The organism is Parabacteroides sp. MSK.9.14 (assembly GCF_019041495.1).
GTDB classification, from domain to species: Bacteria; Bacteroidota; Bacteroidia; order Bacteroidales; family Tannerellaceae; genus Parabacteroides; species Parabacteroides merdae.
Window position 1 is genome coordinate 1 of record NZ_JAHPXO010000131.1, and the last position, 619, is coordinate 619.

Below are 619 nucleotides of genomic sequence, written 5' to 3' on the forward strand. Positions count from 1 at the left end.
AACTCACTAAAAAATGCATGGCAATCTCTGATTTCATTCGCTTGCGGAAATTAGGTTTACCATTCCAGACGTTCCTTCACATTGTTCATCGCCTCTTTCAGGCTGCTGTTCATGACCCGCGCATAATGCTGCGTCATGCGTGTGGAGGCATGTCCGAGCATGACGGACACGTCCTGCAAGGGTACATTGTTGGCGAGCGTGACGGTGGTCCCGAAAGTGTGCCTGGCCACATGCGTGGTCAGATTTTTCTTTATGCCGCAGAAATCGGCGATTTCCTTGAGGTAGCTGTTCATTTTCTGGTTGCACATGACAGGCAGGCAGCATCCTTTCTTTACGCAGATCGGATGTTCCCTGTATTTCTCCAATATGGCCAGTGGAACGGGCAGCAGCGGGATGTTGCTGATGGAAGACGCTTTTCTGCGGTGTTCCAACTTGACCCTTCCTTTCCTTATCCACCAGTCACCGAGATTGTCCTGTACCAGGTTTTCACCACTCAGAGTGGCGACATCGGAGAACGCCAGACCGGTGAAGCACGCGAAGACAAATATGTCCCTGACCAGCTCGAGCCGTGGGATGGTGAATTTCTTTTTCATGACGGCCTGCAACTCGTCGTAGGTCA

The 619-nt window shown here is 51.4% G+C and carries 1 protein-coding gene; it reads right to left on the bottom strand.

The window, feature by feature from the left end; genetic code table 11:
* Nucleotides 1–56: 56 nt before the first annotated feature.
* Nucleotides 57–619 (bottom strand): site-specific integrase (locus tag KTG12_RS21465; protein WP_216945554.1); only part of this gene is annotated, 563 nt, incomplete at its 5' end.